The organism is Pseudonocardia sp. DSM 110487, assembly GCF_019468565.1.
Taxonomy (GTDB): domain Bacteria; phylum Actinomycetota; class Actinomycetes; order Mycobacteriales; family Pseudonocardiaceae; genus Pseudonocardia.
This window is the reverse complement of sequence record NZ_CP080521.1, coordinates 7,042,745-7,067,129: the sequence shown is the minus strand read 5'-3', so window position 1 is coordinate 7,067,129 and position 24,385 is coordinate 7,042,745. Positions and strand designations below refer to the sequence as shown.

26 protein-coding genes are annotated in these 24,385 nt (G+C 73.2%); 16 read left to right on the top strand and 10 right to left on the bottom strand.

All coding sequences use genetic code 11. The features are described from left to right. Window positions 1-2: 2 nt before the first annotated feature. From K1T35_RS33065 to K1T35_RS33045, 5 genes are all read left to right on the top strand, one after another. Entirely contained in the window at window positions 3-977 is a 975-nt protein-coding gene (locus K1T35_RS33065; RefSeq protein ID WP_220255690.1) for a serine hydrolase, read from the top strand. 95 nt (window positions 978-1,072) lie between these two features. Beyond that, window positions 1,073-1,810 (top strand): SDR family oxidoreductase, encoded by a 738-nt coding sequence (locus K1T35_RS33060; protein ID WP_220255689.1) that lies wholly within the window; start codon window positions 1,073-1,075, stop codon window positions 1,808-1,810. A gap of 102 nt (window positions 1,811-1,912) precedes the next feature. After that, entirely contained in the window at window positions 1,913-2,344 is a 432-nt protein-coding gene (locus K1T35_RS33055) for an SRPBCC domain-containing protein (protein ID WP_220255688.1), read from the top strand. Next, window positions 2,334-2,663: a metalloregulator ArsR/SmtB family transcription factor gene (locus tag K1T35_RS33050; RefSeq protein WP_220255687.1), complete on the top strand. Its 330-nt coding sequence runs from the start codon at window positions 2,334-2,336 to the stop codon at window positions 2,661-2,663. The genes K1T35_RS33055 and K1T35_RS33050 overlap by 11 nt, the downstream gene beginning before the upstream one ends. Before the next feature lie 13 nt (window positions 2,664-2,676). Beyond that, window positions 2,677-3,408 carry a DUF899 domain-containing protein gene (locus K1T35_RS33045; protein WP_220255686.1) on the top strand — a complete coding sequence of 244 codons (732 nt, stop codon included), beginning with the start codon at window positions 2,677-2,679 and terminating at the stop codon, window positions 3,406-3,408. On the opposite strand, the gene K1T35_RS33040 is transcribed toward K1T35_RS33045, so the two are convergent. Both K1T35_RS33040 and sigJ read right to left on the bottom strand, forming a co-directional pair. Continuing rightward, entirely contained in the window at window positions 3,394-4,191 is a 798-nt protein-coding gene (locus K1T35_RS33040) for an alpha/beta fold hydrolase (protein ID WP_220255685.1), read from the bottom strand. The genes K1T35_RS33045 and K1T35_RS33040 overlap by 15 nt on opposite strands. Before the next feature lie 60 nt (window positions 4,192-4,251). Next, window positions 4,252-5,118: an RNA polymerase sigma factor SigJ gene (gene sigJ, locus K1T35_RS33035; protein WP_255621010.1), complete on the bottom strand. Its 867-nt coding sequence runs from the start codon at window positions 5,116-5,118 to the stop codon at window positions 4,252-4,254. Window positions 5,119-5,190: 72 nt separating this feature from the next. Between sigJ and K1T35_RS33030 the strand changes: the two genes are divergently transcribed. Continuing rightward, window positions 5,191-5,577 (top strand): nuclear transport factor 2 family protein, encoded by a 387-nt coding sequence (locus K1T35_RS33030; protein ID WP_220255684.1) that lies wholly within the window; start codon window positions 5,191-5,193, stop codon window positions 5,575-5,577. A gap of 140 nt (window positions 5,578-5,717) precedes the next feature. On the opposite strand, the gene K1T35_RS33025 is transcribed toward K1T35_RS33030, so the two are convergent. Both K1T35_RS33025 and K1T35_RS33020 read right to left on the bottom strand, forming a co-directional pair. Next, window positions 5,718-7,868, bottom strand: coding sequence for a hypothetical protein (locus tag K1T35_RS33025; protein WP_220255683.1), 2,151 nt, complete (start codon window positions 7,866-7,868; stop codon window positions 5,718-5,720). A 148-nt stretch (window positions 7,869-8,016) separates the two neighbouring features. Then, window positions 8,017-8,382: a hypothetical protein gene (locus K1T35_RS33020; protein ID WP_220255682.1), complete on the bottom strand. Its 366-nt coding sequence runs from the start codon at window positions 8,380-8,382 to the stop codon at window positions 8,017-8,019. Between the two features lie 63 nt (window positions 8,383-8,445). Between K1T35_RS33020 and K1T35_RS33015 the strand changes: the two genes are divergently transcribed. Next, complete coding sequence (locus tag K1T35_RS33015; RefSeq protein ID WP_220255681.1) at window positions 8,446-9,342, top strand: NADP-dependent oxidoreductase; 897 nt, start codon at window positions 8,446-8,448, stop codon at window positions 9,340-9,342. A gap of 20 nt (window positions 9,343-9,362) precedes the next feature. Further along, on the top strand, window positions 9,363-10,259 hold the full coding sequence (locus K1T35_RS33010) for a dienelactone hydrolase family protein (RefSeq protein ID WP_220255680.1): 897 nt from the start codon (window positions 9,363-9,365) through the stop codon (window positions 10,257-10,259). 190 nt (window positions 10,260-10,449) lie between these two features. Here the strand turns inward: K1T35_RS33010 and K1T35_RS33005 are convergent, their stop codons facing one another. Further along, window positions 10,450-10,707, bottom strand: a complete 258-nt coding sequence (locus K1T35_RS33005) for a hypothetical protein (protein WP_220255679.1) — start codon at window positions 10,705-10,707, stop codon at window positions 10,450-10,452. Between the two features lie 181 nt (window positions 10,708-10,888). On the opposite strand from K1T35_RS33005, the gene K1T35_RS33000 reads away from it, so the two are divergent. After that, window positions 10,889-11,809: a bifunctional helix-turn-helix transcriptional regulator/GNAT family N-acetyltransferase gene (locus tag K1T35_RS33000; RefSeq protein WP_220255678.1), complete on the top strand. Its 921-nt coding sequence runs from the start codon at window positions 10,889-10,891 to the stop codon at window positions 11,807-11,809. Here the strand turns inward: K1T35_RS33000 and K1T35_RS32995 are convergent. Continuing rightward, the gene (locus K1T35_RS32995) at window positions 11,778-14,039 is read right to left on the bottom strand and encodes a hypothetical protein (RefSeq protein ID WP_220255677.1); all 2,262 of its coding nucleotides are present in this window, start codon (window positions 14,037-14,039) and stop codon (window positions 11,778-11,780) included. The genes K1T35_RS33000 and K1T35_RS32995 overlap by 32 nt on opposite strands. A gap of 281 nt (window positions 14,040-14,320) precedes the next feature. Between K1T35_RS32995 and K1T35_RS32990 the strand changes: the two genes are divergently transcribed. Genes K1T35_RS32990 through K1T35_RS32980 form a run of 3 tightly spaced genes read left to right on the top strand, consistent with a single transcriptional unit; the run spans window position 14,321 to window position 18,700 of the window. Then, entirely contained in the window at window positions 14,321-15,469 is a 1,149-nt protein-coding gene (locus K1T35_RS32990; RefSeq protein ID WP_220255676.1) for a serine hydrolase domain-containing protein, read from the top strand. Window positions 15,470-15,508: 39 nt separating this feature from the next. After that, window positions 15,509-15,967 (top strand): carboxymuconolactone decarboxylase family protein, encoded by a 459-nt coding sequence (locus tag K1T35_RS32985; protein ID WP_220255675.1) that lies wholly within the window; start codon window positions 15,509-15,511, stop codon window positions 15,965-15,967. A 42-nt stretch (window positions 15,968-16,009) separates the two neighbouring features. Then, window positions 16,010-18,700 (top strand): AfsR/SARP family transcriptional regulator, encoded by a 2,691-nt coding sequence (locus K1T35_RS32980; RefSeq protein ID WP_220255674.1) that lies wholly within the window; start codon window positions 16,010-16,012, stop codon window positions 18,698-18,700. On the opposite strand, the gene K1T35_RS32975 is transcribed toward K1T35_RS32980, so the two are convergent. After that, on the bottom strand, window positions 18,669-19,187 hold the full coding sequence (locus K1T35_RS32975; protein ID WP_220255673.1) for a hypothetical protein: 519 nt from the start codon (window positions 19,185-19,187) through the stop codon (window positions 18,669-18,671). The genes K1T35_RS32980 and K1T35_RS32975 overlap by 32 nt on opposite strands. Window positions 19,188-19,309: 122 nt before the next feature. Here K1T35_RS32975 and K1T35_RS32970 point away from each other — a divergent pair, with 122 nt between their 5' ends. From K1T35_RS32970 to K1T35_RS32955, 4 genes are read left to right on the top strand one after another with little or no spacing between them, the layout of a single operon-like run. Continuing rightward, entirely contained in the window at window positions 19,310-20,026 is a 717-nt protein-coding gene (locus K1T35_RS32970) for a GntR family transcriptional regulator (protein ID WP_220255672.1), read from the top strand. Next, window positions 20,026-20,487: a ribose 5-phosphate isomerase B gene (gene rpiB, locus K1T35_RS32965; RefSeq protein WP_220255671.1), complete on the top strand. Its 462-nt coding sequence runs from the start codon at window positions 20,026-20,028 to the stop codon at window positions 20,485-20,487. The genes K1T35_RS32970 and rpiB overlap by 1 nt, the downstream gene beginning before the upstream one ends. A 20-nt stretch (window positions 20,488-20,507) precedes the next feature. Beyond that, window positions 20,508-21,950: an Nramp family divalent metal transporter gene (locus tag K1T35_RS32960; RefSeq protein WP_220255670.1), complete on the top strand. Its 1,443-nt coding sequence runs from the start codon at window positions 20,508-20,510 to the stop codon at window positions 21,948-21,950. Window positions 21,951-22,005: 55 nt separating this feature from the next. Next, a complete protein-coding gene (locus K1T35_RS32955; RefSeq protein ID WP_220255669.1) occupies window positions 22,006-22,326 on the top strand; it encodes a hypothetical protein in 321 nt (106 codons plus the stop codon). Between the two features lie 49 nt (window positions 22,327-22,375). Here K1T35_RS32955 and K1T35_RS32950 read toward each other — a convergent pair whose 3' ends face one another. From K1T35_RS32950 to K1T35_RS32940, 3 genes are all read right to left on the bottom strand, one after another. Then, complete coding sequence (locus K1T35_RS32950) at window positions 22,376-22,663, bottom strand: YciI family protein (protein ID WP_220255668.1); 288 nt, start codon at window positions 22,661-22,663, stop codon at window positions 22,376-22,378. Between the two features lie 111 nt (window positions 22,664-22,774). Continuing rightward, complete coding sequence (locus tag K1T35_RS32945) at window positions 22,775-23,563, bottom strand: SDR family oxidoreductase (protein WP_220255667.1); 789 nt, start codon at window positions 23,561-23,563, stop codon at window positions 22,775-22,777. A 22-nt stretch (window positions 23,564-23,585) separates the two neighbouring features. Further along, complete coding sequence (locus K1T35_RS32940) at window positions 23,586-24,356, bottom strand: IclR family transcriptional regulator (RefSeq protein WP_220255666.1); 771 nt, start codon at window positions 24,354-24,356, stop codon at window positions 23,586-23,588. Window positions 24,357-24,385 lie beyond the last annotated feature (29 nt).

Here is a 24,385-nt window from a genome sequence, read left to right as displayed (position 1 = left end):
CGATGGATCTCGAGGCGGTGCGCCGGGCGGCGCGCGACCAGGCGGCGCGGGTGACCGCGGGCATCCACCGGATCGACGAGTACTGCGCGGCCCAGAACCGTGACGAGTCCCACCGCGACGTGATCGGCCCCCAGCTGACCGGCACGGGAGCCAGTGGCGTGGTGGTGTGCGACGGGGCGGTCGTCGCGGAGTGGGGCGACCCGCACGCGCCGGAGATGGCGTTCAGCGTGACGAAGAGCGTGCTGTCGCTGGTGGCGGGGCTCGCGTTCGACGACGGGCTGCTGCGGCTCGAGGAGCCGGTGTCCTGCCTGGGGGACCGGGTCCGCGGCATCACGTGGCGCCAGCTGCTGCAGCAGACGAGCGGGTGGGACGGCGAGCTGTGGGGGAAGCCCGCCGCTGTGGACGCCCAGAGCCGTGGCGACGGCGCGACCGGGTGGGCGTACAACGACGTGCGCGTCAACCTGCTGGCGCTCGCCCTCACGGTTCTCCTCGGCCGGTCGCTCCCCGACGTGCTGGGCGAGTGCGTCGCCCGTCCGCTGGGGATGTCGGACACCTGGTCGTGGCACGGCTACCACAACTCCCGCGTCCGGGTGTCGGACCGCGATGTCGCCGTGGTGAGCGGCGGGGCGCACTGGGGCGGCGGCCTCTGGATCAACGCCGTCGACCTGGCCCTGCTGGGCGAGCTCTACCTCCGGCGCGGGCGGTGGGGCGATCGGACGCTGGTCAGCGCGGAGTGGGTCGACCTGACGTGGACGCCGTGCGCGGTCAAACCGGACTACGGGTTGCTGTGGTGGCTGAACGACGCGCGCACGGTGTACCCGTCCGCCCCGGCCGGCGGCCGCTGCGCTCGCGGCAACCTCGGCCGGCACCTGCTGTGGGTCGACCCGGCGCGCCGTCTTGTCGTCGCCTCGCACTGGGGAGAGGACGTCGGCCGCCTTCTCACCGAGGTGTCGGCCGCCGTGCCAGCACGCGTGTGATGCAGGTCACGGGCGAATCTGGGGAGGAGTGACGGATTTCGGGCACGGCGCGGGTCTCGATGTACGACCGATCGCCGAACCCTTCGGAGTGTCCCATGTCCGTTCCCTTCCCGACCGCCGTCGTCACGGGTGCGAGCCGTGGCTTCGGCCGCGCGATCGCGGCCGCCCTCGTCGCCGCGGGTACCGGCGTCGTCGGCATCGCCCGCGACGAGCAGGCGCTCCTCGCCCTCCACGAGGAGCTCGGCGACGGCTTCACGCCCGTCGCCGCCGACGCCGCCGACGAGACGATCGCGCACGAGGTGATCCGCGAGAACCGGCCCGGCCTGCTCGTGCTCAACGCGGGAGCTGTTCCGCACATGGCGCCCGTGCACGACCAGACGTGGGAGACGTTCAGCCGCAACTGGCACGTCGACACCCGTCACGTCTTCACCTGGACTCGGGCGGCCCTGCGGGAGCCGCTCGCTCCGGGCAGCGTGGTCGTCGCGATGTCCAGCGGGGCCGCACTGGGCGGGTCCCCGCTCAGCGGCGGGTACGCCAGCGCCAAGGCCGCCATCCGCTTCATCCGCGGGTATGCGGCTGACGAAGCGGCACGTGCCGCGCTGGACATCCGGTTCGTCGCGCTGCTCCCGCAGTTGACACCGAGCGGCGTCGGTTCGGTCGGGGTCGCGGCATACGCCGCGCGGCAGGGCGTCGATCGCGACACCTTCGTGGAGAACCTGCAGCCGATCCTCACGCCGGACCAGGTCGCCAAGTCCGTCCTCGACGTCGCAGGGGATCAGGGGAGCGCGCCGGAGTACGTCGTGAGCGGCGCCGGACTGCGCCCGGTCGGCTGAGCCGCCGTGATCCCGACGTTCGTGCAGGGCACGCTTGACGCAACCCGCTGGCTGCTATAGCTTGAGTAGCAACTAAACGGTTGCTATTTGATGGAGGCCGACATGGCGTTCCCCGACCGCATCGAGCGGACGATCGACCTCGCCCACCCTCCGCGGAAGGTGTGGGCGGCGATCACCACGGCAGAGGGGCTGGGCACCTGGTTCGGCAACAAGGCCACGATCGACCTGCGGCCGGGCGGAGCGGGGCAGCTGAGGTGGGACGACGGAGGCTCGGCGAACCTGCGCGTCGAGCGGGTCGAGGAGCCGGCGGTCTTCGCCTTCACATGGCACATCTACGGACTTCCCGAGGACGACCCCCGCCGGACGTACGTCGAGTTCACCCTCGAGCCGACCGGCGCGGGCACCAGGCTGACCGTGGTCGAGAGCGGCTTCTCGCAGCTCTCGGACGACGCCTACCGCAAGGCGTTCGACGGCAACACCGACGGCTGGGGGCGTGAGCTGGCCGAACTGGTTGACTACCTCGATGCCGCCTGACATCGAGGCGATCGCCGAGCAGGTCTTCGTCGCACTGGCGGACCCGAGCAGACGCGCCATCCTGGCCACGTTGGCGTCCCACGGGCCTGCCACAGCGACAGATCTCGCCGAACGCTTGCCGATCACACGGCAGGCGATTGCCAAACACCTGGCCCTGCTGTCGGACGCGGGCCTGGTGACAGCGCAGCCGGGGGAGCGGCGGCGGGTCCGGTACCGGCTCCGCTCCGCCCCGATGCAGGTGGCGCAGCAGTTCCTCGCTGCGCTCGCCCGCGACTGGGACGGCTCCCTCGACGCATTGCAGGAACACCTCAATCGATGAAGGGGCACCAACGATGAAGACACCACCGGTCGTCTCGAAGGACGAATGGGACGCCGCTCACGCGCAGCTGCTCGTGAAGGAGAAGGAGCTGACGCGCGCCCGCGACGCGCTGGCCGCGGAGCGCAGGCGGATGCCGTGGCTGGCGGTGGAGAAGGAGTACGTGTTCGAGGGGCCTCGAGGCAGGGTGAGCCTGCTCGACCTGTTCGAGGGTCGCCGCCAGCTGATCGTCTACCGGGCCTTCTTCGAGCCCGGCGTGCACGGCTGGCCCGACCACGCGTGCGTCGGCTGCTCGATCATGGCCGACCAGGTGGCCGACGTCGCCCACCTGAACGCGCGCGACACCACGTTCGCCAACGTGTCGCGCGCGCCGCAGGCGGACATCGAGCGCGTGAAGGCGCGCATGGGCTGGAAGATGCCCTGGTACACGATGACCGACGGCTTCGACGCCGACTTCGGCGTCGACCAGTGGCACGGCACCAACGCATTCATCCGCGACGGCGATCGCGTGTTCCGTACGTACTTCATCAACAACCGGGGCGACGAGGCGTTGGGGACCCCGTGGGCCTACCTCGACATGACCGCGCTCGGCCGCCAGGAGGAGTGGGAGGACTCGCCGGAGGGATACCCGCAGACCAAGCCGTACGAGTGGTGGAACTGGCACGACGCGTACGGCGACACCGGGGTGCCGACCGCGGGCGAGGCGCAGGTTCGCCGGGCCGTGGAGTCGGGGCTATTCCAGGACTGAGCGGAGGCTGGGCGCGAAGCGCTCGGGGTCGTCGGCGAACCCGATGTGGCCGCCGGGGAACATCACCGGCTCCTCGTCGAGGGCACCGGCGAGCGCGCGTGAGGTCCGGTCGCAGTGCTGGCCTGCCGACTCGTCGCCGATCCCGATGACGATCCGGGGCGCCGCCGCGCGCAGCGCCTCGAGATCGGGCTGCCATGAGCTGGTGCCGCGCATCTCGTGAGCGAACCAGCGCCGTTCGTCGGCGACGGCCTGCGGGTCGCGTTCACCGCCGAACATCTGCTCGACCGCGCCGTCCGGCAGCACGAAACCCGTCAGATCCATGAACTTCTTCCACGCGCCGATCACGTCGCCCGACAGGTGGGTGGCGATGAGGTCGTCGGTCCGCGCGGCGAGCTGCTCGCGGTCGTCCAGCAGCGCGTAGAAGGGCGGCTCGTGCGCGATGATCCTGCGCACGAGCTCCGGGCGGGACTGCACGAGGGCGAGCGCCGTGACCGCGCCGCCGCTGGAGCCGAACACCGTGGCCGGTCCGGCGTCGACGTGGGCGATGAGGCGGGCGAGATCGTCGGCCCGCAGCTCGGGGGTGGAGTCCTGACCCGGGTCGTCGAGCCGGCTGCGGTTGATGCCCCGCGGGTCGGTGGTGACCACGGTGTGATCGCTCGCGAGCAGGTCGGCGAGCGGGGCGAGCGCCGCCGCGTCCATCGGGGCGCCCGCGAGCACCACGAGCGGGCCGGAGCCCCGCACCTCGTAGTGCAGGTGGGCGCCAGGGACGGTGAGGGTCGGCATCGTGTTCTCCTTCGGTCGGTGGAGCCGGTCAGGAGGGGAGTCGCACGCGGCCGCCCGGAATCATCGCTGTACCTGCACCGCGGGGAGCTTGTCGGGGTTGAGCACCACGTCGATCTCCCGCAGCCGGCCGTTCCGGTCGATGTCGAACGAGAAGACCATGAACGGTCGTCCGCCCGTGGTGATGAACGCGCCCGGACCACCGTTCACCGGGGTGAGCTCGGCGTCGAGGCGCGGTGGCCAGAACGGGACGACGGAGACCAGGTACTCGGCCACCTCCCGGGCCCCGCGGACGGGCTGCCGGGGCGTCTCCGACCTGCCGTCGGCGTCGGCGACGAACGTGACGTCGGGGGCGAGGACGGACAGGAGCGCCGCGAGGTCACCGCCGATCGCCGCGGCCAGGAAGCGCTCCGTCACCTCGCGGTGCTCCCCGGGCGTGGTGTCCCGGCGCGGCCGCCGGGCATCGACGTGCCGGCGCGCCCGGTAGGCGAGCTGCCGGACGGCCCGCTCCGTGCGACCGGTCATCTCCGCGATCTCGGCGTGGGAGAACCCGAACGCCTCCCGCAGGACGAACACGGCCCGCTCGACCGGGGCGAGCGTCTCCAGCACGACGAGCATGCCCATGGAGAGCGTCTCGGCCAGCTCGGCGCGCTCCTCGGCGCCCGGCGAGGTGAGGAGTGGCTCGGGCAGCCACGGGCCGACGTACGCCTCTCGCCGGGCCTTCACCCGCCGCAGCTGGTCGAGCGCGAGGCGGGTGACCAGCCGGAACAGGTAGGCACGCGGCTCGTCCACCTCGTCGCGGTCGGCCCGGTTCCAGCGCAGCCACGCCTCCTGCAGCACGTCCTCCGCGTCGGCCCTGGTGCCGAGCATCCGGTACGCCGCCCCGAACAGCACCTGCCGGTGGACCTCGAAGACCGGGTCGCTCGTCACACACCGACGTCTACCACCGTGTGACGTTCGGGCGCCGCGCCGCGTCGTATGGGCGAAACCCGAGGAGGAAACATGACCGACTTCAACCGGAAGCTGGTGCTGGAGCTCTTCACGCGGCTCGACGCAGGCGATCTCGACGGCGGGCTCGCGCTGCTCCACCCCGACTTCGTCTCGCACAACCCCAGGGTTCCGCACGATCCCGCGAAGGCCACCGGGCGCGAGGCCTTCGCGGACTTCTTCCGCACGCCCGCGGGAAAGGCGCTGCTCGAGGCCGGAACGGACGTCCGGCGCGTCATCGCCGACGATCCGCTCGTCGCGGTGCACAACCGCATCGCCCTTCCGGCGGGCGAGGTCGCCGCCGTCGACATCCTGCGCATCCAGGACGGCCTGATCGCCGAGCACTGGGACGTCGTGCAGCCGGTTCCCGACGCGCCGGCGAACCCGCACGGGATGTTCTGAGCGAGCCGCGTCCCGGTGGTCGAGTAGGGCCGGCGCCCCAGCGCCGGCCCGTATCGAGACCACACCCCAGGCTCACCTCAGCAGCAGAGGGGTCTCGATACGCTACGGCGCCAGGGCGCCTCCGCTACTCGACCAGCGTCTCAAGGCGGAGGCGGTAGCAGGCGCAGTACCGAGAGGGCCACCGCGTCGAGCGCGGCGTGCAGCCGGGCCTTGGCGTCGGCCCGGCTGACCGGCAGCCGGGACGCGATGGCCTTGTAGGCGCGCAGGATCCGCAGCACCGTCCACGCCTGCTCCGCCGTCGCCGCCTCGTCACGGGCCGGCACGAGCGCGCTCAGCCTGCCGAGCTCCGTGCCGAGGTGGAGGCCCATCGCGTCGCTGACCTGCGTCGCGATGAGCGTGGGGAGCGTCGCCAGCACCTCGGCCTTCTGCTCGCCCCAGAACCGGTCCAGGCTCACGCCCGCGGCCGGGACCGGGAGCGTGGGGATCGCGGCCCGCAGCGCGGCGCCCTTCGCGGCGAGTCGGTCCGGCCACCGCGCCAGCTGCTCGGCGACGATCTCCTGGAGCAGGTCGGCGAGGTGCACGACCTCCTGGCGGTCGAACTCGCGCAGCGCGGCGCCCGCCCTGCGGGCCTGCCGCGCCGCCTCGATCAGTTCGTCGGCGGCCGCCTCCAGCGCGACGGGATCCGGTGGTGCCGCCATGGCCGCGGTGTCGAAGGAGCGGGCGGCGGCGGTGAGTGCCTTGACGGTGGTGCCACCGAGCGCGGCCAGGTACTTGGGGCGGAGCGCGATCGTGGCGAGCAGGGGCCCCTGCATGCGGGCGTCGCGCTCGGACGTGAGCCGCCTCTGGTCCTCGCGCATCTCCGCGAGCCGATGGCGCAGACCGGCGAGGGGATCACCGGGTGGTGCGACATCGCCGAGCAGGACCTCGCCCGCTTCCAGCCCGAGCTCGATCCCCACCATCCGGACGACACAGGCGACGCGGACCTGCTCAGGGCTCCTGGCGGGGAAGAGCAGCCTGTCGGGATCGACCGGGTCGGTTGCCCGGCCCATCCGGCGCAGGACGGCCCCGATCGCGGCGTGTGCGTCGCGCGCCACGTCCACGTATAGGCGCGCATCGGCGGACCCGCCGGCGAGCGTCGCGCTCCACCGGTCGAGCGCAGCGACGAGGGCCGCGTCGAGCGGCCCGAGAACCTCCATGAGCCTGCGATGGCGCTCGGCGCCGGGCAGGTCGGCGTCGGACCTCGGCGCGTACTGGCGCAGCTGCTCGCGCACGTCGACGTACAGCGCGGAGAGCCGGGAGCGGAACAGGTGGGCGGCCAGCCGGTCGGGGGTGCCGTCATCGAGCGAGACGAGGGCGTGCGCGGTGCCCCGCAGGGCCTCGCGCGCCACGGCGTTCGGCCCGGATGCTCGCTCCCGGAGCATCACGGCGCCCCTCCGATCAGGTGGTGGCGCAGCCGTGACCCCGTCCAGCGCGGCCACCGCCATCTGGGCGAGCCCCGCGGCGACGGTACGCGGCGGCCGATCCGGGCCGCGGGTCAGCGTCCTGAGCCGGTCGATGATCGTCTGCACGGGCTCGGCGGCGCCGCTGCCCGATATGACGAGAGCGTCGACCAGATCGGCCTTCTCGGCCGCGGTGGTCCACACCCATCGGGGCACGTCGGGTCCGCCGAGCTCGGCGATGACGCCGAGCCACGCCGCCAGTTCGCGCCGGTGCCGCACGTGGGACATCCCGTCCGGGCGAGCAGCCGTGGCGGCCATGGTCTGCCAGAAATCGGCGTCGGACGTGGTCCGCCATGCGAGCGCGGCCTGGTCGAGCAGCGCGACCAGCGGCCGCGGCAGGGCGGCAGCGCCTCGCGATTCGCCACGCAGCCGTGCCCGCATTCCCGCGAGGGCGGCGCCCGCGACGAGCTCGACCTGCGTCGCGTCCTTCGCCGCGACACCGAGCAGCAGCGCGGCGAGGCGAACCACGGCGGGCCCGGTGGTTCCGGCCGCCTCGGACTCGGCCATGAAGCGGCGCAGGGTCTCGTCGAGGTCGCGCAGCCGCGGATCGTCCAGGCCGTCGGCGACCGGAATCGTGCGGGGCACGTCGGCCGGCGCGCCGGCCGCGTTCCGGATCACGCGGGTATCGGGGATCTCGGCGCTGTCGATCGGGACACCCCTGCCGATCCTGGGTGCGGCGGCGCGTCGGGACCCGATGTGCGCGGCGGCCGCCGGTGTCGGGCTCGCCGACGCCCGCGACGGTTCCCGTTCGATCGGCTCGGCGTCCGCGCTGCACGGAACGCTTCCGTACATGAGCCCTCCCCGGGGAGCGCGCCGTTGCGTGGGAACGCGCGAAAAGGCGGCCGTCGAAGTCTAGGACCGGGCAGCGGGGGAGATGTGTGGCCTGGACGGGTGAGCAGGCCGCGCACTCCAGTTAACCCCAAGCTGGGGGCTACTCCAATCAGGGGCCGACCGACGTGGCCGCGGGCGTCGAGTCCAGCAGCAGCTCGGGCAGCGGCATCGGCAGGGGCTGGCTGAGGTCGAAGCCGTAGACGTCCTGGATGAACGCCCGGAAGTCGACGTCGAACGGCTCCTGCGAGGTCGCCAGCCCGTGGAAGTACTGTGCCGGGTCGGCGACGTCGACGACGAGGATCTCGACCGGGCCGTGCGGCGTCTGCTGCACCCAGGTCCTCGAGCGCTCGACCCCCAGACGGCGTCGCGAGGCGTCGTACTCGGCGCGGCGCTCGCCGGCGAGGGACGTGATGGCCGCGCGCCAGGTCTCGTACTTCTCGGGTGGGATGGGAAAGGCGAGTGCGATCGTCGGCATGTCGGACGCTCGTCCGCCGCCGTGCCTCCGTTACGCGCCCCGTGACGCGATTGAATGATCCGCATGAAGGCATACGGATTCACCCGGTACGGCGGTGCGGAGACGGAGGCGTTCCTCGACCTCCCGGTGCCCGAGCCAGGGCCGGGCGAGCTCCTCGTGCGCGTCGCGGCGTCGGGGGTGAACCCCGCCGACTGGAAGGTGCGGGCTGGGCTGCGCCGCGCCGACCTGCCCCTCGAACCGCCGGTGGCGCTCGGCCGCGAGGTCGCAGGCACGGTGGAGCGGCTCGGCGCGGGGATGTCGGGCTTCGCGCCCGGCGACGAGGTCTTCGGCGGCACGGTCGGCTCGGCGGGCGGGTGGGCGGAGTTCGCGCGCGTGCCGGTGTCGTTCGCCGCGCTCCGCCCGTCCGAGGTCGCTGTCACCGACGCGGCGGTGCTGCCGGTCGCCGCGGCGACGGCGTACGACGCGCTGGTCCAGCTCGCCCTTCCGCCGGCCGCGACGCTGCTGGTGGTCGGGGCGGGCGGTGGCGTCGGGCTGGCGGCGGTGCAGCTCTTCCGGTCCCGTGGGGTCGAGGTGGTGGGCATCGCGAGCCATGGCAAGCACGAGCTGCTGGCCGGGCTGGGGGCCGCCCCGCTCGCGCCCGGCGCGCCGGTGCCGGGACGGGTCGATGCGGTGCTCGACCTCGTCGGCGGTGACGCGCTGCGCGGCGCGGTCGCGAACCTCGACGGGAACGCTCGGGTGATCCTCTCCGCGGCCGACCACGCGGGCGTCGCGGCGCTCGGCGGGCGCCCCGTGGAGCGGGTCCGCAGCGGGGAGCGGCTCGCCGCTGTTGCTCGACTCGTCGCCGATGGCTCGCTCGATCCGAACGTCACCGAGGTGCGGCCGTTCGACGAGGCCGGCAGCGCGCTGGCCGTCGTCGAGGGTGGGCACGCTCGGGGCAAGATCGTGCTGCGGATTCCATAGGAGTCACTACTCTCGGGTCGATGGCGCTGCGGGACTACCTCGTCGGCGAGGTCGCCGAGGACTACGCGGACGGTGTGCTGACCCGGCGGGAGGCCCTGCGCCGGTTGGCGCTGCTCGGCCTCGGAGCCACGGCGGCGAGCGCGCTGCTCGCCGCCTGTGCCACTGAGCCAGCGGCGCCGCCGGCGAGCGTGCCTGGCCCGACGGGCGACCCGCCCGGTCGACCGCAGAGCGTCGGCCCGGGACAGGAGATCCGGTTCGCCGGGCCGGCGGGTGAGCTGATCGGCGCATGGGCCGCCCCCGCGAGCGGGCGGCCGCTCGGTGCTCTGCTGGTGATCCACGAGAACCGCGGCCTGACCGACCACTTCTCCGACCTGGTCGGGAGGCTGGCAGGGGCCGGGTACGGCGCGTTGTGCGTCGACCTGCTGTCCGCACGGGGCGGCACGGCCGCGCTGACCGATCCCGCCCAGGCGCCGACCGCACTGGCGGACGCGCCGGTCGACGGGGTGCTCGCCGACCTGCGTGCGGGCATCGACGAGCTGGGGCGGCGCGTGCCCGGCGGCAAGGTCGGTGTGGTCGGGTTCTGCTTCGGTGGCGGGATGACCTGGCAGCTGCTGCAGGCCGGGGAACCCAGGCTGGCCGCTGCCATCCCGTTCTACGGGCCGGTGCCCGAGCAGCCCGACTTCCGCGGGGTCACCGCGGCGGTACTCGCGATGTTCGCCGGCCTTGACGATCGGGTGAACGCGGGCCGGGAGCGCGCCGAGGCGGCGTTGCGGGCCGCGGGGGTGACGTACTGGATACGCACCTTCGAAGGCGTCGACCACGCGTTCTTCAACGACACCGGCCCCCGGTACAACGCGCGCGCCGCCGAGCAGGCCTACGCGGAGGTGCTCGACTGGTTCGGACGCCACCTCGCGTGAGCTGTCGACCATCGGCGGGCGGCCGCTGGATTCTCTGGTCAGGCGCTCGTCGCCAACGCGACGGACACCCGACCTGATCGCACTTCACACACCCAGCACCCGCTTCACACAGGGCCCGCCCTATGTGAAGCGGACAGTCGGTGTGTGAAGTGGGTGATCAGCGCGGCGCGATCGCCGGCCCAGGACCGGGTCAGTCGGCCGGCTCTCTCGGTGCGGGCACCCAGCCCAGTGACGACGCGGGGCACCCGAACATGTCGTCGATGCGGCAGTCGCTGCGGTGACATGCTCCCGCCAGTTCGGCGGGGTCGGTGCCCAGGCGGAGGGTGATCTCTACGAACGTGCAGCAGTGTGCATGGTCGCCGCGGATCGTGGTGGCGCTGCTGTGGCAGCTCGTGGACTCGTCGTGCGAGCAGCAGTGCACCTGCGGCACATCATGGCCGGAGGTCATGAGCGGAGTTTGAGCTGCTCACGTGGCTCGTGCCACGCGATGGATCGTCGCATTGCCGGTGCCGAAAGCGGCCCTTCGACGGGCTGAGCAAGGGATTTGCTCGTGGCGGCGGCCGGGAGACCGTGCGGCAAATGCAGCCGATTGGGTTACCTCCAGGTAAATCTCTGACTAGAGTCAGAGAATGGACGCGGCGATGGTGGCGCAGGTGCGCCGGTTCAACCGCACCGTCACGCAGCGAGTCGGCGCCCTCCAGGACGAGTTCCTCGGACGCGGACGGCCGCTCGGGGCGGCGCGCGTGCTGTGGGAGATCGGGCCGGACGGCCAGGACGTGCGGACGCTGCGCGCCGATCTCGGCCTCGACTCGGGCTACCTCAGCAGGCTGCTGCGCTCGCTCGAGGGCGACTCCCTGATCACCGTGGAGGCCGACGCATCCGACCGGCGCGCGCGGCTGGCCCGGCTCACGCAGAAGGGCGCCGCCGAGCGGGAGGCCCTCGAGCGGCGCAGCGACGAGGTGGCGACCGCGCTACTCGCGCCGCTCCCGCCACCTCAGCGGGACCGCCTCGCCGCCGCGATGGCCGAGGTCGAACGACTGCTCAAGGCCGGAATGATCGAGATCGCGGTCACCGATCCCGCCGACCGGGACGCCCGGCACTGCCTGCAGGCGTACTTCACCGAGCTCGACAGCCGGTTCGACACCGGCTTCGACGTCGACCGGAGCAATCCGGCGCCGGACATCGGGCTCCGGCCGCCCGCCGGGATCCTGCTGGTCGCGCGGCTCGGTGCCGAGCCGGTGGGGTGCGGGGCCCTGAAGTTCGGGGCTGATGGCGCGTGCGAGGTCAAGCGGATGTGGGTGTCGGCCACCGTGCGCGGCACCGGACTGGGCCGCAGGCTCCTCGCAGAGCTGGAGACGCACGCCGCCGCGTCCGGCGCCCGCGTACTGCGCCTCGAGACGAACCGCTCGCTCGTCGAGGCGATCGCCCTCTACCGCTCGGCGGGCTACACCGAGGTCCCGGCGTTCAACGACGAGCCCTACGCCCACCACTGGTTCGAGAAGCGCCTAGGGCTCGCCATCAGTCGTCCACAGCGCGGGTCGCCCAGATGATCTGGCCCTTGGCCTCCGGCTGACCGAACTGGGGGTTGGGTGCCGTCGCCGTGAACGTCGCCACCTGGCCGGGCTGGACGTCGAGCGGGTGGTTCGCGACCACCTGACCGTCGGCGGAGACCTCGAGGCGGCCGCGTGCGGGCGCATTGCCGGAGTTGGTCAGGACGATGGTGACGTTGCACGTCTGAGCGGTGCACACGGGATCCGGCTGCAGCTGGATCCCGACGTTCGGGCGTTCCTGCAGCACCTGCGCCAGTGTCTTGGGTGCCGCTTCCTGCCGCACCCTGGCCGCCGCGCCGGTCACCGCGGCGAGCTCCTCGTCGGTCGGCCTCGCCACCGGCACCGGGGGCGTCTGCGCGTTCGGCGCGATGTCGACGGCGAGCAGCGGGTGCGCGTCCTCGCTGCCGACGACGACCCGCCGTGCACCGTCGAAGAGCACGATCCCGGACCGCCCCTCCACGATCTGCTGCTCGAAGGCCTGCCACCGGGCCGGCTGCTCCCCGCGCACGTACGCGGAGAGCGCGGGGCCGCTGAGACGCAGGAGGGGGTCGATCTCCTGGGTCTCGGTCAGCGGTTCGGCCACCCAGTTGCCCGCGAGGTCGTCGGCCCGCGTCGGGTGGTGGTACAGCCACCACTCCCGGTTGGCGCGGATCAGCGCGCCACCCTGGTCCCAGAGGAGCTCGGCGCTGGCCCGGCCGTCGTCGCGGGAGAGCGTGCCCGACGCGCCGTCGGGGGTGACCGTCAGGTCGAACCGGATCTCGCCGCCGTCGACCGCGGCGACGGCGCCCTGGTAGCGGGCGCCGGGCCAGCTTCCGGCGTCGGTGGCGGCCGAGGTGGCGAGATCGGCAGGGTTCGTGCGGGCGACCGAGAACACCAGCGCGATGCCGGCGGCGACGGCCACGAGGACGCCGACGAGGGTCAGCGGCCATGCCCGCCGCGTCGTCGTCCCGGTGGTGGCCTTCGGGCCGGACACCATGGTCAGGCTCGGGGAGTGGCCCCCGCCGGGCGGTGTGGGGAGCGGCCGCGACTGCGCCGCCGGCCTGCGGTCATCCGGCGGGGAGTTCGTGCGGCGCGGCCGAGTGGGCCCCGGGACGAAGGCCCACGCGTCGGTGCGGGGCGGGGCCTCCGGAGCGCGCGCGGGCGGCTGCGGGCTCCCGGCCGCTTGCGGTGGGGTGAGGTCGGACGGTGGCCCCGCGGGCGGCGCGCTCACCCGGTTGATCACCGGCATGGGACCGGTGGCGTCGACGGGACGCACCGGCGACGCCGGGACGCCGCCGGCAGGCGGGATGGGAGCGGGTGCAGGCGTAACCGTGGGGGGCGGAGCGACTGCCGCGAAGAGACCGGTCGGCGGTTCCGGCGCCGGCGGCGCCGCCGGGCCCTGTGACGGGGTGGCCGGTGTGAAGAGGTCGGCCGGCGGCGCGGGGGCCGGGCCCGTTGCTGTGCTCGCGACCGCAGGCGGCGGGGGCGGAACGAAGAGGCCGGCCGGCTGGACGGGCGGGCCGGGCGCGGGCGGGGTGACCGCGGCAGGCGGTGGTACGTGGGCCGGGCTCGGGGGAGGGGGTGGGCCGACGACGGGAAGGGGCGCGGTCATCGGGGCAGGATCGGTCGGGCTGCCGCCATGCGGAGCCGGGGCGGCAGCGCCGGGGCCTGTCCCGTTCACCGCTTGCGAGGGCGGGACGGCGCCCACGGGAGGATGCGCCTCGACGACCGGGGTCGCGCCGTTCGGCGGGGGCGGGGCGGGCACCGCGGGATGCGGGCCGGTCGGTGCGACGGCGGTCGACGGCAGGCCGTCCGCGGGTTCGAAGAGACCGGCCGGGGGCGTGCTCGGCTCTCCAGGTGTGAGGCCGGCGTCGAAGGAACCGGCGGGTGCCGCAGGGGGAGCGGGTGCACCGGCAGGTGTCGCGGTGTTGACCGGTGCTGTGTCGACCGGTGCCGTGTTGCCCGGCGCGGTGGGGACCACGGGGAGCGGACCGGTTGCGAACCACGACGGCGTGGCCGCGACGACGGGTTGGGCGGCTGTGTCGTCGGCGCTCGCTCCGAGCCTGGATTCGGCCTCCTGGGCGGGTAGCGGCCCGGTGGGGTCGGCGGGCTTCTGGACGGGCAGCGGCCCCGTGGCATCGGCCCGGCCGACCGTGCTGGACGAACCGGCGGTGACGTCCTCGGCACTCCCGGTGACATCCGTGGGCCCGGCGCTCTGCCCGGTGCTGGTGCCCGCGCCGGTTGCGTCCATCCTGGTCCCTCCCCCCGTCGACCACGTCCCGATCACCCCGGCGCCGGGGTGATCGGACGGTGGACGGCTCGGTGGCAGCTCGCCCAGTGCCCTGTGCGCCAGATCACCTCAGGTCGCCCTGACGTGCGGCCTCCAGCTTCGCACGCCGTCCGGCGGCCCCCTCGCGCACCCGTGGATCAGCGCGCACAGCAGGCACATCGCGATCGCATCGTGAGCCCATCAACCGGCTCCCACACGCTGGCGACAGCCCGAAAGCGTGGGAGGTGGCGCAGGTGGAACTGATGAGCCGGATCGACGTTCGCGGAGATGTCGCCGAGGGATTCGAGGAGGTGCGCGAGGAGTTCGCGGCGGTCGCGGCCGAGGACGGCGCAGCGGCCGGCGCCCAGCTGGCGGCGTACGTGCGGGGCCGGCGCGCCGTCGACCTGTGGGCAGGCGATGACGTCACGGGCGAGACGCTCACCGGGATCTTCTCGTCCACGAAGGGTGCGGCGAGCATCGTCGTGGCCCTGCTGGTGCAGGACGGGGTGCTCGATCTGGATCGGGCCGTCGCCGAACAGTGGCCGGAGTTCGCGGTCTCGGGCAAGGCCGGGATCACCCTGCGCGACGTTCTCACGCACCGCAGCGGCGTGGTCGGGGCCGAGGAGGGCCTCACCATCGACGAGCTCGCCGATGACCGCGTCCTCGCCGAGCGGATGGCGGCGGAGGCCCCGTTGTGGCGGCCGGGTACCGCCCACGGCTACGCCTCGTTCGTGGCCTTCGCCATCGTCGGGGAGGTGGTGCGCCGCATCACCGGACGGAGCATCCAGGAGCTGTACGAGGAGCGGATCCGCGCTCCGTTCGATCTCGACCTCTACCTCGGCCTCCCCGAGTCGCTCGAGCCGCGTTTCCGGCCCGTCCTCCCGTGGATCGCCACGGCCGAGCAACAGGCGGCCTTCGAGGCGTACTCGCCGAGCCCGCACGGCATCGCCGGGATCAGCTACAACCTCCCAGCCTTCGCCGTCTCCGACATCCTGGACATCCCCAACCACCGCGTCGTGCGCGCGCTCGGCCCGGCCTCCGCGGGCGGGGTCGGCAGCGCCCGCGGGCTGGCTGCGCTGTATGCGGCCGCCGTCTCCGGCATCGACGGGCGGTCCCCGCTGCTCGGGCCCGCGACCGTCGCCGAGTTCTCGACGCTCCATTCCGTGGGCCCTGACCTGGTCGGCGGCGAGCGGTACAAGTTCGCGGTCGGCTTCCAGGCGAAGGGCGCGACCTACCCGTTCCTGTCCGCGCGCGCCTTCGGCCACGACGGCTCGGCCGGATCCGAGGCATTCGCCGATCCGTGCACCGGTGTGGCGTTCGGCTACACCCGGCGGCGGGCGGCCTTCGGCTTCGAGGCGCCGGAGGTCGCGCGGCTGGCCGCGGCCGTCGTGCGGTCCGCCGGGTCGCGCTGACCGTCATCCCATGTTCGAACCGAGTGAAAGGAAGCAGAGATGGAAGCCCGGATGAAGAACCCCGCGATGGTGCTGCCCGACGCGATGAAGGGCATCAACTCGCTCTACAAGGCCGTGCACGGGGCCGGGGTGCCGCAGGAGACGCTCGAGCTGGCTCACCTGCGCGCCAGCCAGGTCAACGGCTGCAGCGCATGTGTCGACGCCGGCTCGCGCTCGGCCCGCAAGGCCGGCGTGACCGACGAGCGGCTCCTCATGGTGGCAGCGTGGCGGGAGGCGCCGTATTTCACGGACTCCGAGCGGGCCGCGCTCGCCCTCGCCGAGGCCGTCACCCGGCTCGCCGACCGGTCCGGCGACGCCGTTCCGGACGAGCTGTGGGACGAGGTCGCCGACCACTTCGACGAAGAGCAGCTCGCGGGGCTGATCCTCTGGATCGCGACCACCAACCTGTTCAACCGGCTCAACGCCACGATCAAGGAGCCCGCGGGCACCACCTGGTGACAGCCGCGAGGACGCACCCCACCCTCCTGCCACGATGGGAGGGTGAGGGTGCGTTTCGCCGTGCTGGGACCGGTGGAGGTCTCGGCGGAGGACCGGCCCCTGCCCAGTGCGTCGCCCCGGCACCGGTCGGTGCTCGCCTACCTGCTGCTGCACGCCGGCACCGTGATCGGCGCGGAGCGTCTCGTCGGTGCGATCTGGGGCGCGACCCCGCCGGACACCTCGCGTTCCCAGATCCACGCCGCGATCACCGGCCTCCGGCGGGTGTTGCGGGCGGCGGGAGCGGCCGACGTGCTGGCCACCCGGCCGGCGGGGTACGTGATCCGTCCCGAGCCGGGCCAGCTCGACCTGGAGGAGTTCACCACCGGCGTCGCCGAGGCGGGGCGCATCGCCGATGCCGAGCCCGAGGAGGCCGCCCGCAGGCTCCGCGCCGCGCTGGCGTTGTGGCGGGGGCAGCCGCTCGCCGACGTGAGCGCCGACTACGTCGAGCCGGCCCGCGCGCGGCTGGAGGACAGGCGGCTCGCGGCCGTCGAGCGCCTCGCCGAGCTGGAGCTGGCCATGGGGCGGCACGCGGACCTCGTCGACGAGCTGTCCGCCCACGTGGCCGCGCACCCGTTGCGCGAGAGGCTGACCGCCCACCTCGTGCTCGCCCTCCACAGGGCGGGACGGCAGCACGACGCCCTCGCCGCGGCCCGCGGGTTCCGCGCCGTGCTGGCCGACGAGCAGGGACTGGATCCCAGCCGCGCCTTCACCGACCTGGAACAGCGCGTCCTTCGCGACGATCCGGCGCTGGCCCACCGGCCCGCTCCTTCCGCGGTCTCCGCGCCCGCGCGCCGGCGCGTGAGCTTCCTGCCGTACGACCCGCCGGACTTCACCGGTCGTCGGGTCGAGATGGACCGCATCGCGCCCCTCGACGAGGCCAGGTCGACGGTCTGGGCGATCGACGGCATGGCGGGTGTCGGCAAGACGACGCTGGCGGTGCACGCCGCCAACCGGCTCGGCGGCGGATTCCCCGACGGGCAGCTGTTCGTCGACCTGCAGGCCCACACCGCCGGGCAGTCGCCGCTGTCGGCCGCGGCCGCTGCTGAGGTCCTGCTGCGACAGCTCGGCGTGCCCGTGGACGACCTCCAGGGCACCCCTGCCGAGCTCACCGCCCGGTGGCGGGCGGAGCTGGCCGATCGCCGCGCGCTGGTCGTCCTCGACAATGCGGCCGACGTCGACCAGGTGGCGCCGCTGCTGCCCGGCGCGTCCAGCGGCCTCGTCCTGATCACCAGCCGCAGGCGGCTCGTGGGTCTGGACGGCGCCGAGGTGCTCTCGTTGGACCCGCTCCCCGCCGAGGACTCGCTGGGCCTCTTCACCGCGATCGTGGGCACGCGCGCCGACGCGGAACCGCTCGCCGTGCTCGACGTGCTGCAGCTGTGCGGCTTCCTCCCGCTGGCGGTGCGCATCGCGGCGGCCCGCCTGCGCCACCGGCCCCGGTGGACGGTCGGCTACCTGGCCGACCGGCTCCGCGACCAGCGCGGGCGGCTCACCGAGCTGGCGGTGTCCGACCGCGGGGTGGCCGCCGCGTTCACCCTCTCCTACGAGCAGCTCGAACCCGGGCAACGCCGCATGTTCCGGCTGCTGGGTCTGCATCCAGGGCGCGATCTCGACGCCGGCGCGGCCGCCGCGCTGGCGGGCATCGGGTCGGAGGAGGCCGAGCAGCTCCTGGAAGAGCTCCTGGACGCTCACATGCTGCTGCAGCATGAGCCCGGCCGGTACACCCTGCACGACCTGCTGCGGGAGCACGCGCGGAGAACGGCGGAAGCGCAGGACACCCCCGCGATGCGGACAGCGGCGGTCGACCGGCTCGTCGAGCACTACCAGCGCGCGATCGCGGACGCCGGTTCCGGTGGTGCCGACACGTGGCTGGCGGCCGAGCGGGCGAACCTCATCGCGGTCGCCGCCCAGGCCACCGACCGTCAGCGGGCGACGGCCCTGCACCGCTACCTCTACGACCGCTCCCAGCACGCGGTCGCCCTCTACGCGGATGCCCTGGAGTCCAGCAGGGCCCGTGGCGACCGGCCGACGGAAGCGCGCGCACTCGTCGACATGGGCTGGGTCCACTGGCGTCAGAGCCGCTACGACGAGGCCGCGGACCAGCATCGGCGGGCTCTTCGCCTCGCCCACGAGCTCGGCGACCGGCACGTCGAGGCCAGGGCCGAGCAGGGCCTCGGCCATGTGCGCCTCGGACAGGACCATGCCGACGAGGCGCGCGAGCACTACCTGCGCGCGCTGGAGCGCTACCGGGAGCTGGGGGACCGGGCCGCGGAAGGGGCGGTTCTGGCGGCCCTCGGCCGGGCGGTCGCCCGCCTCGGGGACGTGCGATCGGCGGTCGCCCTGCACCACGACGCGCTGCGGGTCTACGAGGGGCTCGACGACCGGGACGGCCGGGCGGAGGCCCTCGAGGGCCTCGGCTCGGCCCACCTCGACCTGCGTGAGCACGAGCAGGCGCGTGCCCACTACGAGCACGCGCTGGCCCTGTACCGCGAAACCGGATACCGAAGTGGGGAGGCCTCCGCCCTCAACGGGCTCGGCGAGGTCGCGCTCGCCGCGGGTGACCACGCCTCGGCCGCCGAGCGGCACCGAGCCGCCATTGCGCTCGCCGACGAGATCGCCTACTCCCGCGAGCAGGAACGGGCCCGTGCCGGGCTGGCGCGAGCCGTCAGAGGGGCGGGCCGTCCGGAGGGAGGGTGACGGTCTGGTGCACGGGGCAGTTGTCCTTGAAGATCAGCGCGACGTTGTCGCCGGTGCGCTCGACCCCCCGCCCGAAGTTGTTCTTCTCGGGGTCACACAGGCAGCCGACGCGCAAGGCGTCGACATCGCCGGGAGCGAGGATCTTCCCGTCCGCCCGCAACGGCACGCGGTACGCCTTCGTCTCGTCGATCTGGATCATCACGGACGACGGGGGTTCCTCCTGGATCGCGTCCGGGTTCTCGACCATCCTCGCCAGCTCGTCGTCCACTCCCATGGCGACCGGTCTGCGTACCGTCTGCCCGTCGTCGCGGTGCGGGTGGCCCTGCACCAGCGCGACGGGGCCGCTCGTGTCGACCGTCACCTCCTTCGTGACGATCGAGAAGGCGTCCCAGCCGCGGCAGATGTGGACGTGGACCTCGGAGTCCGTTCCGTCGGGAAGGTCGGCGGCGGCATCCGTCAGCAGTTCGATGAGTTCGCCGATCTTCACGTCTCGCTCCTCGGATCTCAGTGGCTGGGGAGGCGTGCACATCCTCGCGCGGTGTGCAGCCGTTGCCGAGCCCCAGATCCCGACCTACTGTCTACAAAAGGTCGTCGCCGAGGGGGTGTCCGATGTCGGAGCGCATCGCGGCACCGCCGAGCATCACCCACCTCGCCGCCGACGCCATGCGCAAGATGATCTTCGCAGGTGAGCTGCGGCCAGGGGACCGCGTCGTGGAGAGCCAGGTGGCAGGCGCGCTGGGCGTGAGCAAGCCGCCGTTGCGGGAGGCCCTGCGCGTGCTGGAGCAGGAGGGGCTCGTCGTGCGCTCCCCGCGCCGCGGGGTGGTGGTGACCCCGCTGACCCTGCACGACGTCTACGAGATCCTCACGCTCCGGCACGACCTCGAGCGCCTCGCCGTCGATCTCGGGGTGCCGTGCCGCGCGCCAGAGCGCATCGCTCGCTGCCGCGAGGCGTACGCGGCGCTGGAGCGGGCGGCCGGTGCGGGCGACGAGGCCGCGGTGATCGAGCGCGGCTTTGCGTTCCACCTCGCCGTGGTTGGGCTCGCCGGGCACAGCAGGCTGGAGGACGCCTACCGGTCGCTTGCGCTCCAGATGCGCCTCTGCATGGTGATGAACCGCCGCGTCCGCAGCGTCCACGAGCCGCTCGTCGGGGACGCGCGGCGGCACCGCCGGATCCTCGAGCTCGTCGAGGCGGGCGACCCGGTCGCGGTGCACCACGAGCTCGCCCACCACGGCGACCGCAGCTTCCTGCTCGATGCGGACGAGACGTTCCCCGGCGGCTCGCCCGAGTCGCTGGCCTGGCTCGAGCAGATGCGCGGAGGCGCCTGATGAAGATCGTCCTCGGCAACGACCACGCCGGATTCCCGCTCAAGGAGCACGTGCGCTCCGTGCTCGAAGGGCTGGGGCACGAGGTGCTGGACGTCGGCCCGAACGGCACCGACCCGGTGGACTTCCCGGACGTCGCCAAGGCCGTGAGCGCACCGGTGCGGGCGGGCGAGGCCGACCGGGGCGTGCTGGTGTGCGGCACGGGCGTCGGCGCCGCGATCGCTGCGAACAAGATCGCCGGCATCCGCGCGACCGTCGCCCACGACACCTACACCGCCCGGCAAGCCGTCGAGCACGACGACGTCAACGTCGTGTGCCTCGGCGCGTGGCTGGTGGGCCCCGCGATCGCCACGCAGGTCCTCGAGGAGTTCCTCGCCGCGCGCTTCAGCACCGACCCGGCCTTCCGGCGCCGCGTGCAGATGCTGAACGAGATGGAACGCGAGATGACGTCCGACCCCGCCTGACACCCCGCAAAGGAGCGGCCATGGCGACGCCCGAGACAACGGAGTTCCTCACCTACCCGGAGCCACCGGGGAAACTGCGGCGCAGGCTCACCCTGGTCACCGCCCTGTCCGTGCTGGGGCCGGGCGCGATCGTCGCGTCGGCGAACATCGGCACCGGCGAGATGGTGTTCGCCGCGCGCGGCGGCGCCCTGTTCGGATACGCGCTGCTGTGGGCGTTTCTCGTCTCGGCGGCGGCCAAGGCGGCGCTCGCCTACTCGTTCAACCGGTACACCGTGGTCACCGGCGAGCACCCGATGGCGCGCTGGGCCACGCTGTTCCGCGGCCCGCGCGGCTGGTTCACGCTGCTCATGGGCGTGGTCTCGATCGCGGCCATCCCGTCGTGGGTGGGCGGGCTCGGGGTCGCGCTCGGCGACCTGATGGCCACGATCACCGCGGTCGGAACGGGGGCGCTGTGGGCCAGCGGCCTGATCGTGCTGTCCGGCCTGCTGTCCTGGTTCGGCGGCTACGAGCGCATGGAACGCGCGCAGACCGTGATCGTCGGGTTCATGCTGCTGGCCATCGCGATCAGCGTCGTCGTGCTGCAGCCGGACTGGCTCGCCGCGCTGGCCGGGCTGCTGCCGACCGTGCCGGAGTACAACGCATGGGTGCCAGGCGCCTACCCGGAGGTCGCCGAGCGCCCCGTGTGGCTGGAGCTCGCCGTGTACCTGGGGGCCGTCGGCGGCGGCACGTACGACTACATCGGCTACGCCGGCATGCTGCGCGAGAAGCGCTGGGGCATGCTCGGGCGCTCCGACCAGGCCGGGCTCGCCGAGCGGCTCGCGGCCCTGCCCCGCGGGGCCCGGCTGCCGCTGTCGGAGGACGCGGAGCAGGTGGCCCGCGGTCGGGCATGGAGCCGAGCGCCGCTGGGCGACACGGCGCTGTCGTTCGTCGCGATCGTGGTGTTCGCTTGCATGTTCATGATCAACGGCGCCTCCCTGCTGGCCGAACAGCAGCAGATCCCCGAGGGCAACGACACCCTCACCTACCAGGCCCAGTTCCTCACGGCCGTGCACCCGACGCTCCAGTACCTCTACTACGTCGCGGTCTTCTTCGCGTTCTTCGGCTCGCTGTACGCGTTCTGGGAGCTCTACACGTACACGGCGTACGAGACCCTCTCGCCGGTGTTCGGCCGGCTGCGCCGTACCGGGCAGCGTGCCCTGCGGCCGTGGATGTACGGCTACATCCTCCTCGCCAGCCTCGCGCTGGTGTGGACGGTCGGCGAGCTGGTGGTGATCGTGACGCCCGCCTCGGTGCTCGGCGGCCTGCTCACGTCGGGCCTGTTCTGCCTGGCGATCCTGTGGACCGAGCGGAAGGTCCTGCCGCCCGCCTATCGCCTCACGACGGCAGGCCGCTGGTGGGTGCTGCTGTCCGGGATCCTGCTGACGGTGCTGGGGGTGGTCTCGACATGGCAGCTGTTCGCCTGACCGGGGTGGCTCCGAAGTTCAGGAAAGCCACGTTCCTGAACCTGGGAGGGCCGCGATGAGGCCCGGTAGCGCCGTCGCCACCGCGTGCCTCGCCATGCTGTCCGTATGGCGGTTCCTCGACGGGGAGCCGGTGTGGGCGGCCGTCTTCGCCGGGCTGGCGCTCGTGCAGCTCGTCTTCGCGCTGCGCGGACAGCGCCCGACCCGCGCGGTCGGACCCGCCGACCCGAGCCGCAGGAACTGGGTGCGGATCGCGGTCGCCAACCTCGTGCTGGCGGTCGCCGCGGTGTTCTGGTTCCCGCCGCTCGCGCTGGTGCTCGCCGGGCTGGGGCTCTACTCGGCCCACCGCGCCCGGGCACCCCGTCCCGCCCCGCGCTGAGCCGGGCGTGCTCGGCCGCAGACCCGGCCGAGCACGCCGGCACCGACCCTCAGCCGAGCTCGCCGATGACGATGCCCCAGGACTTGATCGAGCGTTCCGCGACCACGCCGACCTCCGCGAACGGGTCGCGGTCGAGCAGCTCGCCGATCTCGGCCGCGCTCTCGCCTTCGAAGATCAGCATCCCGCCAGGTGGCTGCTCCGGACCCCACGGCCCACACACCTTCAGCTTGCCGGCCTCGTGCAGCTCCCGCAGGAACGCCCGGTGTGCGGGCCGGTGCTCGTCCCGCTTGTCGTCCGAACCATCGGCATAGGTGTAGAACACGGCGAACAGGCTCAAGTCGCTTTCCTCATTCCATCTCGGGTGTTGCTCGAACATCGACGTCCTCCTCGTCTGATCACGAAGGGCCTGCCTCCCTCCTCCATCGACCCGTGATCGCGAACCCGCAGGTCAGCGGGCGAGCCAGCCGCCGTCCACCGGGAGCACCGCGCCGTGCACGTAGTCGGCCGCGCGGGAGCAGAGGAACAGCACCGCGCCGGCGATGTCGGCGGCCTCGGCCCAGCGTCCGGCCGGGATGCGGTCGAGGATGGCCCGGCTGCGCACCGGGTCCTCGCGCAGGTCGCGCGTGTTGGCCGTGACGACGTAACCGGGGGCCACGGCGTTGACGTTGACGCCCTTGTCGGCCCACTCGTTGGCCAGCGCCCTGGTCAGCCCGGCCACCGCCGACTTGGACGAGGCGTAGCCGGGCACGAGCACCCCGCCCTGGAAGCTGAGCATGGACGCGGTGTTCACGATCTTGCCGCCGCCGCGGCGGACCATGCCCCGCCCGACCTCGCGGGACAGCACGAAGGTGGACCGCAGGTTCACGTCGACGACGTGGTCGAAGTCGGCGTCGGGATGCTCGGCCGCAGGGGCCCGTCGGATCGCGCCGGCGTTGTTGACCAGGATGTCGACGTCGCGCGTGGCGAGGTCCGTGGCGAGCGCGGCGACCTGCTCGCGGTCGGCGAGGTCCGCCGCCGCGGCGATGAACTTCCGGCCCCGCCCCTCGACGGCGGCCCTGACCTCGCCGTCCCCGTCGGGCCTTCCGGAGCCGACGCCGATGATGTCGGCGCCCGCCGCGGCCAGACAGTCCGCGATCGCGAGGCCGATGCCCCGGCTCGCCCCCGTCACCACGGCCAGCCGGCCTTCGAGGCCGAAGAGGCTCTCCGCGTACGCGGCGGGGCTGGTCGCGTGGGTCATGGCGGCGGGGTGCTCCTACTCGTCAGGGGGTGTGCCCGAGCGCGGCGGAGATCTTGTCCGCGGCCGCGATGGCGTACGGCGCCATCGCCACGACCTGCTCGGCGGTGTGCTCGAGGCCGAGGGTGGAGATGCTCAGCCCGTACTTGATCCGGCCGGTGTGGTCGCGGATCGGCGCCGCCACGCAGCGCACGCCCGGGACGTTCTCCCCGTCGTCCTCTGCGTAGCCGCGCTCGCGGACGGCCGCGACGACCCGGCGCAGCGTCTCGAGGTCGTGGATCGTGCGGTCGGTGCGGGGCACCAGCCCGGTGCGGGCGGCGTAGTGCGCAAGCCCCTCGTCCGTGTAGCCGGAGAGCACGACCTTCCCGATGCCCGACGAGTGCATCGGGATGGCCAGGCCCACCCGCGACGGCATCTGGTACGGCTTGTCGGAGTCGGCGCGGATCAGGTAGATGATCTCGTCGCCGTTCGCCACGCCCACGTGCACCGTGCAGTGCACCTGGGCCACCAGCTCGTCGACGATCGGCTGCGCGATCGCCGAGATGTCGATCTGCTGCAGCGCGCGCCCCGCGAGGGAAAGGATCGTGGGCCCCGGGAGGTACTGCCCGTCCCGGCCCACCGCGACGTACCCGCGGTCCACCAGCGTGGACAGGATCCGGTGCACCGTGGCCTTCGCCAGCCCGGTCGCCTCCACCACGTCGGTGAAGCGCGGGTGGGTCAGCACCGCCGACAGCACGAGCAGGGTCTTCTCGCTCGCGGTCGCACGCTCACCGGTGGCAGGGGTCTCGGGGGGCATCTCTCACCTGTTCGGTTCAGTGCATCCCG

Excerpts from the sequence above, each read along its gene's own strand:
- K1T35_RS33060 (WP_220255689.1), top strand. The coding sequence starts at position 1,073 with ATGTCCGTTCCCTTCCCGACCGCCGTCGTCACGGGTGCGAGCCGTGGC.
- K1T35_RS33040 (WP_220255685.1), bottom strand. The coding sequence starts at position 4,191 with ATGCCGACCCTCACCGTCCCTGGCGCCCACCTGCACTACGAGGTGCGG.
- K1T35_RS33050 (WP_220255687.1), top strand. The coding sequence starts at position 2,334 with ATGCCGCCTGACATCGAGGCGATCGCCGAGCAGGTCTTCGTCGCACTG.
- K1T35_RS33015 (WP_220255681.1), top strand. The coding sequence starts at position 8,446 with ATGAAGGCATACGGATTCACCCGGTACGGCGGTGCGGAGACGGAGGCG.
- K1T35_RS33025 (WP_220255683.1), bottom strand. The coding sequence starts at position 7,868 with ATGTACGGAAGCGTTCCGTGCAGCGCGGACGCCGAGCCGATCGAACGG.
- K1T35_RS33055 (WP_220255688.1), top strand. The coding sequence starts at position 1,913 with ATGGCGTTCCCCGACCGCATCGAGCGGACGATCGACCTCGCCCACCCT.
- K1T35_RS32945 (WP_220255667.1), bottom strand. The coding sequence starts at position 23,563 with ATGACCCACGCGACCAGCCCCGCCGCGTACGCGGAGAGCCTCTTCGGC.
- K1T35_RS33010 (WP_220255680.1), top strand. The coding sequence starts at position 9,363 with ATGGCGCTGCGGGACTACCTCGTCGGCGAGGTCGCCGAGGACTACGCG.
- K1T35_RS32960 (WP_220255670.1), top strand. The coding sequence starts at position 20,508 with ATGGCGACGCCCGAGACAACGGAGTTCCTCACCTACCCGGAGCCACCG.
- K1T35_RS33005 (WP_220255679.1), bottom strand. The coding sequence starts at position 10,707 with ATGACCTCCGGCCATGATGTGCCGCAGGTGCACTGCTGCTCGCACGAC.
- K1T35_RS33045 (WP_220255686.1), top strand. The coding sequence starts at position 2,677 with ATGAAGACACCACCGGTCGTCTCGAAGGACGAATGGGACGCCGCTCAC.
- K1T35_RS33000 (WP_220255678.1), top strand. The coding sequence starts at position 10,889 with ATGGACGCGGCGATGGTGGCGCAGGTGCGCCGGTTCAACCGCACCGTC.
- K1T35_RS32990 (WP_220255676.1), top strand. The coding sequence starts at position 14,321 with ATGAGCCGGATCGACGTTCGCGGAGATGTCGCCGAGGGATTCGAGGAG.
- rpiB (WP_220255671.1), top strand. The coding sequence starts at position 20,026 with ATGAAGATCGTCCTCGGCAACGACCACGCCGGATTCCCGCTCAAGGAG.
- K1T35_RS32940 (WP_220255666.1), bottom strand. The coding sequence starts at position 24,356 with ATGCCCCCCGAGACCCCTGCCACCGGTGAGCGTGCGACCGCGAGCGAG.
- K1T35_RS32970 (WP_220255672.1), top strand. The coding sequence starts at position 19,310 with ATGTCGGAGCGCATCGCGGCACCGCCGAGCATCACCCACCTCGCCGCC.
- K1T35_RS32995 (WP_220255677.1), bottom strand. The coding sequence starts at position 14,039 with ATGGACGCAACCGGCGCGGGCACCAGCACCGGGCAGAGCGCCGGGCCC.
- K1T35_RS33030 (WP_220255684.1), top strand. The coding sequence starts at position 5,191 with ATGACCGACTTCAACCGGAAGCTGGTGCTGGAGCTCTTCACGCGGCTC.
- K1T35_RS32985 (WP_220255675.1), top strand. The coding sequence starts at position 15,509 with ATGGAAGCCCGGATGAAGAACCCCGCGATGGTGCTGCCCGACGCGATG.
- K1T35_RS33065 (WP_220255690.1), top strand. The coding sequence starts at position 3 with ATGGATCTCGAGGCGGTGCGCCGGGCGGCGCGCGACCAGGCGGCGCGG.
- K1T35_RS32955 (WP_220255669.1), top strand. The coding sequence starts at position 22,006 with ATGAGGCCCGGTAGCGCCGTCGCCACCGCGTGCCTCGCCATGCTGTCC.
- K1T35_RS33020 (WP_220255682.1), bottom strand. The coding sequence starts at position 8,382 with ATGCCGACGATCGCACTCGCCTTTCCCATCCCACCCGAGAAGTACGAG.